The 8,744-nt window shown below is 71.2% G+C and carries 10 protein-coding genes and 1 pseudogene; 3 read left to right on the forward strand and 8 right to left on the reverse strand.

Annotated features, from left to right (window positions below; translation table 11 throughout):
- From IEZ21_RS48180 to rimP, 4 genes are all read right to left on the reverse strand, one after another.
- Positions 1–887 (reverse strand): translation initiation factor IF-2 N-terminal domain-containing protein (locus IEZ21_RS48180; protein ID WP_246568773.1); only part of this gene is annotated, 887 nt, incomplete at its 3' end.
- Positions 888–1,033: 146 nt separating this feature from the next.
- Complete coding sequence (locus tag IEZ21_RS42630) at positions 1,034–1,327, reverse strand: YlxR family protein (protein WP_078492252.1); 294 nt, start codon at positions 1,325–1,327, stop codon at positions 1,034–1,036.
- A gap of 102 nt (positions 1,328–1,429) precedes the next feature.
- Positions 1,430–2,440 (reverse strand): transcription termination factor NusA, encoded by a 1,011-nt coding sequence (gene nusA / locus IEZ21_RS42635; protein WP_189327191.1) that lies wholly within the window; start codon positions 2,438–2,440, stop codon positions 1,430–1,432.
- Positions 2,441–2,442: 2 nt separating this feature from the next.
- On the reverse strand, positions 2,443–2,940 hold the full coding sequence (gene rimP, locus IEZ21_RS42640; RefSeq protein ID WP_189327192.1) for a ribosome maturation factor RimP: 498 nt from the start codon (positions 2,938–2,940) through the stop codon (positions 2,443–2,445).
- 183 nt (positions 2,941–3,123) lie between these two features.
- Between rimP and IEZ21_RS42645 the strand changes: the two genes are divergently transcribed.
- Genes IEZ21_RS42645 through IEZ21_RS42655 form a run of 3 tightly spaced genes read left to right on the forward strand, consistent with a single transcriptional unit; the run spans position 3,124 to position 5,122 of the window.
- Complete coding sequence (locus IEZ21_RS42645; protein ID WP_189327193.1) at positions 3,124–3,678, forward strand: hypothetical protein; 555 nt, start codon at positions 3,124–3,126, stop codon at positions 3,676–3,678.
- On the forward strand, positions 3,675–4,169 hold the full coding sequence (locus IEZ21_RS42650; RefSeq protein WP_189327194.1) for a ferritin-like domain-containing protein: 495 nt from the start codon (positions 3,675–3,677) through the stop codon (positions 4,167–4,169). Before IEZ21_RS42645 ends, IEZ21_RS42650 begins: the two co-directional genes overlap by 4 nt.
- A gap of 50 nt (positions 4,170–4,219) precedes the next feature.
- Positions 4,220–5,122 (forward strand): aminoglycoside phosphotransferase family protein, encoded by a 903-nt coding sequence (locus IEZ21_RS42655; RefSeq protein ID WP_189327195.1) that lies wholly within the window; start codon positions 4,220–4,222, stop codon positions 5,120–5,122.
- A 42-nt stretch (positions 5,123–5,164) separates the two neighbouring features.
- On the opposite strand, the gene IEZ21_RS42660 is transcribed toward IEZ21_RS42655, so the two are convergent.
- The 4 genes and pseudogenes from IEZ21_RS42660 to IEZ21_RS42675 all read right to left on the reverse strand — a co-directional run.
- A complete protein-coding gene (locus IEZ21_RS42660; protein ID WP_189327196.1) occupies positions 5,165–6,859 on the reverse strand; it encodes a proline--tRNA ligase in 1,695 nt (564 codons plus the stop codon).
- Positions 6,860–6,931: 72 nt separating this feature from the next.
- Complete coding sequence (locus IEZ21_RS42665) at positions 6,932–7,501, reverse strand: GNAT family N-acetyltransferase (protein ID WP_051745208.1); 570 nt, start codon at positions 7,499–7,501, stop codon at positions 6,932–6,934.
- Positions 7,502–7,660: 159 nt separating this feature from the next.
- Entirely contained in the window at positions 7,661–8,509 is an 849-nt protein-coding gene (locus IEZ21_RS42670) for a GNAT family N-acetyltransferase (protein WP_033326881.1), read from the reverse strand.
- A 103-nt stretch (positions 8,510–8,612) separates the two neighbouring features.
- Positions 8,613–8,744, reverse strand: a pseudogene (locus tag IEZ21_RS42675) (flavodoxin-dependent (E)-4-hydroxy-3-methylbut-2-enyl-diphosphate synthase); the annotation flags it as partial.

Raw genomic sequence — 8,744 nt, forward strand, 5'->3', positions numbered from 1 at the left:
CCACCCTGCGGACGAGGCATGCCGCCCGGAGTCGGACGGTTGCCGCCGGGGCCGCCACCGGGACGCGGAGCGCCACCGGGACCACCCTGCGGACGGGGACCACGGTCCTGGCCCGCGCCCTGGGGACGCGGAGCGCCCGGGGCACCGGGGCCGCCAGGTCCACCGGGGCCAGGACGTGCACCGCCCGGACGGGGCGCCTGCGGGCGCGCCATACCGGTGGAGCCACCAGAGGTGAACGGGTTGTTGCCCGGACGCGGGCCGGCCGGACGGCCACCCGGACGCGAGCCCTGACCACCCGGACGCGGAGCGCCCTGACGGTCACCGCGGTCGCCACGACCCTGGCCGCCGCCCTGAGCGGGACCACTCGGACGAGCGCCCGGCTTCGGGGCACCCGGACGGGCACCACCCGGACGCGGACCCGAGGGAGCCGCGGGACCCGAGGATGCCGCAGGTGCCGCGGGTGCCGCGGGTGCCGCCGGAGGCGCCGTGAACTCGGGCGCGGCCGGAGCCGGAGACGCCGGAGCGGGCTTCGGCGCGGGCGGCTTGGGACCCGGCGTCGGACGCGGACCCGGAGTGACCGGCCCACCGGCCGGAGCTGCGGGCCTCTCCGCGGCCGGCGACTTCGGGGCCGGCGGACGCGGGGCAGCCGGACGGGCGGCCTGCGCCGGAGAGGGGGAGGCCGGCCTGGCGGGCGCGGCCTTGCGCGGGGCGGGCTTGCCGCCGCCGTTGCCCTGCTGGAGGGCGTCAGTCAGTTTGCGTACTACGGGCGCTTCGATCGTCGAAGACGCAGAACGGACAAATTCACCGAGTTCTTGGAGCTTGGCCATGACGACCTTGCTCTCAACCCCGAACTCCTTGGCGAGTTCGTATACCCGGACCTTAGCCACTTCGCTCCTTTTAGGTCCGGGTTGCGTCCGGACCGTCGCTACTTCATGGGCGTACTCATCGCGTGCTCATCGAGTGCTCATCGCAATCTCGACCTACTTCCAACTCGCGGGGTACCAGGGCCGCACGGGGTTCCGTGCGACACGTCTTACGGTGTTGCCTTCTCGGCAACGGTCTTCTCGACGGCTAGGCGCAACGCCTTTGTGTCGAGCGGTCCCGGGGCACGCAGCGCCCGTGGGAACGCCCGGCGGCGCACCGCCAGATCGAGACAGACCAGGGCGGGGTGTACATAGGCACCCCGGCCGGGCAGCGTACCGCGATGATCGGGGACGCAGGCGCCCTCGATCGCCACGATGCGCAGCAGATCGTCCTTGGCCGCTCGCTCCCGGCACCCCACACACGTGCGCTCAGGGCATGCTCGGGCTGACGTCCGGCCAGACACAATCAAGTCTACCTCCCCGCACCGACCTCACCCCTTTGGGGCAAGAATCGAACGGTTGCCGCGTATAAAACTGTCGTGATCTCAGCGACCGGGAGGCGTGATCTATTCCCCTCGCTGGTCCCGGGCCTGCTCACCGGTCTGTTCCGTGTCCGGACGGATGTCGATCCGCCAGCCGGTCAGCCGGGCGGCGAGCCGGGCGTTCTGCCCTTCTTTGCCGATGGCCAGGGACAGTTGGTAGTCGGGCACCGTCACGCGCGCGGAGCGGGCGGCGAGGTCGACGACCTCGACCTTGGAGACCCGGGCCGGGGAGAGCGCGTTGGCGACCATGTCGGCCGGATCGTCGGACCAGTCGACGATGTCGATCTTCTCGCCGTTCAGTTCGGCCATGACATTTCGCACACGACCGCCCATGGGCCCGATGCAGGCACCCTTGGCGTTCAGGCCCGAACGGGTGGACCGGACAGCGATCTTCGTACGGTGCCCCGCCTCCCGGGCGATGGCGGCGATCTCGACGGACCCGTCGGCGATCTCCGGCACCTCGAGGGCGAAGAGCTTCTTCACCAGATTGGGGTGCGTCCGGGAGAGCGTCACCGAGAGCCCACGCACACCCTTGGCCACCCGGACGACGTATGACCTCAGCCGCATCCCGTGCTGGTACGTCTCGCCGGGAACCTGCTCCTGCACCGGCAGGATGGCCTCCAGCTTGCCGATGTCCACGAGTACGTTCTTCGGGTCGCGGCCCTGCTGGACGACGCCGGTGACGATGTCGCCCTCGCGGCCCACGTACTCGCCGAGCGTCGCGTCGTCCTCGGCGTCCCGCAGGCGCTGCAGGATGACCTGCTTGGCGGTGGTGGCGGCGATGCGGCCGAAGCCGGTCGGGGTGTCGTCGAACTCGCGGGGCTCCTGGCCCTCTTCGAGGTCCTCGGGGTCCTCCTTCGCCCACACGGTCACATGGCCGGTCTCGCGGTTGAGCTCCACGCGCGCGTGGCGACGGCTTCCCTCGGTGCGGTGATACGCGATGAGGAGGGCCGACTCGATCGCTTCGACCAGCAGGTCGAAGGAGATCTCCTTCTCCCGTACCAAGCCCCGCAGGGCACTCATGTCGATGTCCACGGCTACGCCTCCTCTTCCTTCTTGTCCTTGCGGCTGAACTCGACCTGGACGCGCGCCTTGGCGATGTCCTCGAAGGCGAGCCTTCTGGCAGTGGCCTTGCGCCCCTTCACACCGGGCACTTCGAGGTCCACGCCCTCGTCGTCCACCTCGAGGATCCGGGCGAGAAGCTCGCCACCCTCGGTCAGCTGGAACCTCACCAGCCGGCCGGCGGCGCGTACGTAGTGACGGTGTTCCCTGAGCTCGCGCTCCGCACCCGGGGTTCCCACTTCGAGGGTGTACTCGCCCTCGCCCATCGCGTCCGTCTCGTCGAGCTTCGCCGAGAGCACGCGGCTCACTTCGGCGATCTGGTCGAGGTCGGCACCTTCGTCGGAATCGACGACGACGCGCAGCACACGCTTACGCCCGACCGAGTCCACTTCGATCTCCTCGAGATCGAGTCCCTGGGAGCTGACGAGCGGTTCCAGCAGTCCTCGCAGCCTCTCGCTCTGGGTGGTGCTCATCCGGGTGACTCCTCGGCCGCGTGTGCTGTTGTGGGTAGGTCGCGTGTCAGGTCAAAGGGTATCGGGTCCAGGAGGGTGTTGCGTTCCACCGGCATCACCGCGGGTTACCTTGATCCGGGCAGGCGCACCCGGAACTCCGGTCGCCGCCCTTCCTTTCGTACGAGCCTGCCGAGGACGTCTGCCTTGTCGTTCACCCCGCCGTCGCGCTCGCCCTCGGGGCCGCGCCGAAGGAGTCTGCTCGCCTCAGCCGCCGGTGCGGGCGCCGCGCTGCTCACGGGCTGCTCCGCCTCCGACTCCTCCTCCGAGACCACCAAGGAGGCCACTTCCGCCGCCGATCGGGCACGCGCGCGTGCGGCACGCGACAGCGAGGGGCTCGCGGCGCGGTACGAGGCCGTGCTCGCCGCGCATCCGGCGCTGGCGGCGCGGTTGTCGCCGCTGCGGGCGGAGGTCGTACGGCATGCGGAGGCGTTCGGGGGCGGGAAGCGGGTGTCTGCCACACCCAGTGCCTCGGCATCTTCGGCTTCTTCGTCTCCCGCTGCTTCCGCGAGTGCTCCGGCTGCGGGCGTTCCGGCCCGCGAGGAGGACGCCCTCGCCGAACTCGCCTCGGCCGAGCGGGCGTTGGCGGACCGGCGTACGAAGGCGCTCGAGGAGGTGCCGGGAGAGCTGGCTCGGCTGCTGGCCTCGGTGGCGGCGGCCGGTGCGGTGCACGTGTACTTGTTGGCGGAGGGTGGGAAGTGAGCGGGTCTCAGAGTTCCTGGAGTTCCGGGGAGGCGGCGGCCTCGGTCGAACTGAAGGCCGTGCAGGCCGCGCTGCGTGCCGAGCACGCCGCGGTGTACGGGTACGGGGTCGTGGGCGGAAAGGTGGGCGAGGAGCGGCAGGCTGAGGCGCAGGCGGCGTACGACGCGCATCGGGCCCGGCGCGACGGGCTCGTGCGGGCCGTGCGGGACCTGGACGGGAAGCCGGAGTCGGCGGCGGCCGCGTACGCGCTGCCGTTCCCGGTGACCGACGCGGACGCGGCCGTGCGGCTCGCCGTCGAGTTGGAGGAGCGGGTGGCCGGTGTGTACTCGGATGTCGTACGGGCTGCCGAAGGTGCGCGGCGGCGCGATGCCGCTCAGGCCTTGCGGGAGGCGGCGGTGCGGGCGGCACGCTGGCGTGGCGGGAGCGTAGCCTTCCCTGGTCTCGCCGAGCGGGCCGCCCCGGCCGCGGCGCCGACGACACCCCGCACGTAACAGTCGTTCACGTCGAGCACGTCGAGCACGTCGGAAGGGAACACTCGCGTATGGCTTTCGAACCGCCGCAGCGGCTCGTCAGGGCGCTCGGCGAGTCGTCACCGGCCGGTGACGACTGGTTGGAGAAGCTGCCCGAGACGGCTCAACAGGCCGTCGCGGTACGCGAGTTGACCGTGGAGCGGGTGCAGGTGCCCGGCGGGCGCAGCAGTCTTGTGGTGCTGGTGCGGCTGCCGGACGGGACCCCCGCCGTCCTCAAGCTCGCGCCGCCGCGAGCACGGCCGGAGAGCGAGCGAGCCGCGCTCGCACACTGGGACGGACGGGGCGCGGTACGGCTCCTCGAGTCCTCCGGGCTCCCCTCGACCGGTGGTGTGCTGCTCCTGGAGCGGCTGCATCCCGACCTGTCCGTGCGGTCGTTGCCCGAGGCGAAGTCGATGCTGGAGGCAGCCGGAACGCTGCGGCGGCTGTGGGTCGAGCCGCCCGCCGGGGACACCTTCGAGACCGTGGCCGAGCGGACCGGGCGGCAGGCCGAGGCCATGCGGGCGAGTGCCGACGCGGAGGCGCTGCCGCTGGTCGACGCGGCGCTCGCGGCCCGTGAGCAGTTGCTCGCGGCTCCGCCGGAGGAGCGTCTGCTGCACGGCACCTTCCGGCAGAGCAAGGTCCTCGCCGGTGAACGCAGCCCCTGGCTGGCCGTCGGTCCCGATCCCGTCGTCGGCGAGTGCGCCTTCGATCTGGCCCGCCTGGTCCGCGACCGCGTCGAGGACCTGATCGCTTCGCCCGCCGGGGCCTCGACCACACGCCGCCGGGTGAAGCGTCTCGCGGAGTCCCTGGACGTGGACCAGGAGCGGCTGCGGGGGTGGACGCTGTTCCGGGCGGTCGAGTCGGGGGTACGGGCCCGGCGGGTGGGGCGGGTCCAGGACGCGGAGCTGTTGCTGGAGTTCGCGGGCTGGCTGTGAGGGGGCTCGCCCCGCCGCGAACTCCCCGCACACAGCCCTCCGTTACGCCGTCAGGCGAGCGATGGCCTCGGCCACCGTCAGCTCCTCGCGTTCCCCGGTGCGGCGGTCCTTGAGCTCGAGGACGCCCTCGGCCGAGCGGCGGCCGGCCACCAGGATCTGGGGGACGCCGATCAGTTCGGAGTCCGTGAACTTGACGCCCGGTGAGACGCCGGCCCGGTCGTCCACCAGGACGCGTACGCCCGCCGCGCCCAGCTTCTCCGAGACGTCGAGGGCCAGTTCGGTCTGCAGGGCCTTGCCGGCGGCGACGACGTGCACATCGGCCGGGGCGACCTCGCGAGGCCAGCACAGGCCCTGCGAGTCCGCCGACTGCTCGGCCAGCGCGGCCACCGCACGCGAGACACCGATGCCGTACGAGCCCATCGTCACGCGAACCGGCTTGCCGTTCTGGCCGAGGACGTCGAGCTGGAAGGTGTCGGCGTACTTGCGGCCCAGCTGGAAGATGTGACCGATCTCGATGGCGCGGTCCATCTTGAGGCCGGTGCCGCAGGCGGGGCAGGGGTCGCCCTCCTCGACGACGACCACGTCGAGGTAGTCGTCGACCTCGAAGTCCCGGCCGCAGACCACGTTGCGCGCGTGCTTGTCCGCCTTGTTCGCGCCCGTGATCCAGGCCGTACCGGGCGCCACGCGCGGGTCAGCGATGTAGCGGACCTTGTCCAGGCCCTGCGGGCCGACGTAACCGCGTACGAGATCCGCACGGCCCACGAAGTCCTCGGCCGTCACCAACTCCACCACCGCCGGGGCCAGATGCTCGCCCAGCTTGCCGAGGTCGACCTCGCGGTCGCCGGGGACGCCGACGGCGACGATCTCGCCGTCGACCTTGACGAGGAGGTTCTTGAGGGTGGCGGAGGCCGGCACGCCCAGGTGCTCGGCGAGGGTCTCGATGGTCGGGGTGTCGGGGGTGTCCAGTTCCTCGACCGGACCGTGCTCGACGCCTTCGACCGGCGTGAGCGCGAAGGTGACCGCCTCCGTGTTGGCCGCGTAGTCGCAGGCCGGGCAGTCCACGAAGGTGTCCTCACCGGCGGCGGCGGGCGCCAGGAACTCCTCCGAGGCCGAGCCGCCCATCGCGCCGGAGACTGCGGAGACGATGCGGTAGTCGAGACCGAGGCGCGCGAAGATCTTCTGGTACGCCTCGCGGTGCAGCCCGTACGACTCCACCAGGCCCTCGTCCGTGGTGTCGAAGGAGTACGAGTCCTTCATCTGGAACTCACGGCCGCGCAGCACACCGGAGCGGGGGCGGGCCTCGTCCCGGTACTTGGTCTGGATCTGGTAGAGGATCACCGGCAGATCCTTGTAGGACGAGCACTGGTCCTTGACGATCTGGGTGAAGATCTCCTCGTGCGTGGGGCCCAGCAGATAGTCGGCGCCCTTGCGGTCCTTGACGCGGAAGAGGAGATCGCCGTACTCGTCCCAGCGACCCGACGCGTCGTAGGGCTCGCGCGGCAGCAGGGCGGGCAGCAGAACCTCCTGGCCGCCGATGGCGTCCATCTCCTCGCGCACCACGCGCGCTACGTTCTCGAGGACCTTCTTGCCCAGCGGCAGCCAGGTCCAGATACCGGCCGACGTGCGGCGCACGTAACCGGCGCGGACGAGCAGCTTGTGGCTGAGCGTCTCGGCGTCCGCCGGGTCGTCGCGCAGTGTCTTGACCATCAACCGGGACATGCGCTGGACCTGGGCCATGATTCTTAACTCCTGCTGCGTAAGGGTGATGGCTAGGAGGTTAGCCGGGCGTGCCATCCACGTGGAAATCGGTCAGCGCCTGCGGAGGGGAAGGTGGGCGCCCATCACCGCGTACGGCTTCGGGGCGCTGGGGAACAGGACGTTGCGGGCCAGGTCCTGGTAGCCGAGTGAGTGATAGAGGCCGCGGGCTGGGCTGTCCGTGTCGATGGCCGAGAGGATCGAGCGGGGCTGGGTGGCGGCGTCCGTGATGGTGGTGATCAGGGCGCGGCCGATGCCGCGGTTCTGGTAGTGCGGGTGGACGTGCAGCTCCGTGATCACGAAGGAGTCGTCCAGCCAGGCGTCGTGGCCCTGGCTGCGCAGATAGGGCTCGACGACGGTGGACCACCAGTGCGCACGGTCGTTGGGCATGCCGTAGACGAAGCCGACGAGCCGGCCGCCGGGGGTGGTGGCGCCGAGTGCGCGGGCGCCGGGGTAGGTGAGATGCCGCAGCACGATCTGCCGCCGTACGGCGATCTCGTCCGCGCCGAGCCCGAAGGCCACGGCCTGCACGGCGAGCGCCTCATCGATCCGCGCGGCCAGATCCAGCGGGCCGATGACGACGTCGTCGGGCGTACGGGGGCCCTGACCGGGGATGCGAAGCATGCCCGGAGACTACCGGTGCGCTTCGCTGGATTGAGCCGGGGGACCGCGGGGGCTGAGGATTGTCGTTCGGGTGCGGGTTCGTTGTGGCTGATCGCGCAGTTCCCCGCGCCCCTAAACGGGGCGCTCAGCCCCTCCCAGTTTGAAGGGGCAAACCTTCCCTCAGAACAGCACGCTCATGAACGCGCCGATCTCCTTGAAGCCGACCCTTCGGTACGTCGACCGCGCCGCCGTGTTGAAGTCGTTGACGTACAGGCTGACGACCGGGGCCACGTCCGCGAGGGCGTAGCGCAGGACCGCTGCCATGCCGGGGGCCGCGAGGCCCTGGCCGCGGTACTCGGGGGCCACCCAGACGCCCTGTATCTGGCAGGCCTGCGGGGTCGCGGCGCCGATCTCCGCCTTGAAGATCACCCTGCCGTCCGGGCCCAGGCGGGCGAACGAGCGCCCGGAGCCGACGAGTTCGGCGACCCGGGCCTGGTAGAGGAGCCCGCCGTCACCGGCGAGCGGCGAGATGCCGACCTCCTCGGTGAACATCGCCACGCAGGCGGGCAGGATCGTTTCCATCTCGTCCTTGCGGATGCGGCGGACGTACGGATCCGGGGCGATGTCGGAGGGCACCCGGTCGGTGACCATCAGGGGCTGTTGGGGGCGGACCTCGCGGGCGGGGCCCCAGTTCGGCTCGAGGAGCCGCCACAGCTGGGCGGTGGCCTCGGCCGGGCCGACTATGGAGGAGCAGCGGCGGCCCGCGCGACGGGCCCGGTCCGCGAAGGCGCGTACGGCGCGGGGGGTGGCGCAGATCGGGACCAGGTTGGCGCCCGCGTAACAGAGGGACGTCAGCATGCCGTCCTCGTACCAGCCCCACATCTCGCCGCCGAGCCGCCACGGGTCGAGGCCCGCGATCTGCACCCGGGAGGTCACGAAGGCGTTCACGACCGGCTCGCGGTCGAGGACGGCGAGCGCGGCGTCCAGGTCACTCGGTTCGAGGACCCTGGTGGTGGTCTGCGTCAACACGTACGGGGGCCTCACCCTGGGATCTGCTGATTCCCCGCACTGTACCTGGCGAATATTGGCGGCGCCGCCCGTTGGCGGGGGCCTCCCCCCGCCGCACCTCCCGTCAGCCCGCCACCGAAACCGAAGGCTCCCCGGAGGCGATCCCGTCCGCCTCCATCTGTTCGGCGATCTTCATCGCCTCGTCGATCAGGGTCTCCACGATCTTCGACTCGGGCACCGTCTTGATGACCTCGCC

The organism is Streptomyces flaveus, from assembly GCF_014647675.1.
Taxonomy (GTDB): Bacteria; Actinomycetota; Actinomycetes; order Streptomycetales; family Streptomycetaceae; genus Streptomyces; species Streptomyces flaveus.

Excerpts from the sequence above, each read along its gene's own strand:
- IEZ21_RS42665 (WP_051745208.1), bottom strand. The coding sequence starts at position 7,501 with ATGCTTCGCATCCCCGGTCAGGGCCCCCGTACGCCCGACGACGTCGTC.
- IEZ21_RS42660 (WP_189327196.1), bottom strand. The coding sequence starts at position 6,859 with ATGGCCCAGGTCCAGCGCATGTCCCGGTTGATGGTCAAGACACTGCGC.
- IEZ21_RS42655 (WP_189327195.1), top strand. The coding sequence starts at position 4,220 with ATGGCTTTCGAACCGCCGCAGCGGCTCGTCAGGGCGCTCGGCGAGTCG.
- rimP (WP_189327192.1), bottom strand. The coding sequence starts at position 2,940 with ATGAGCACCACCCAGAGCGAGAGGCTGCGAGGACTGCTGGAACCGCTC.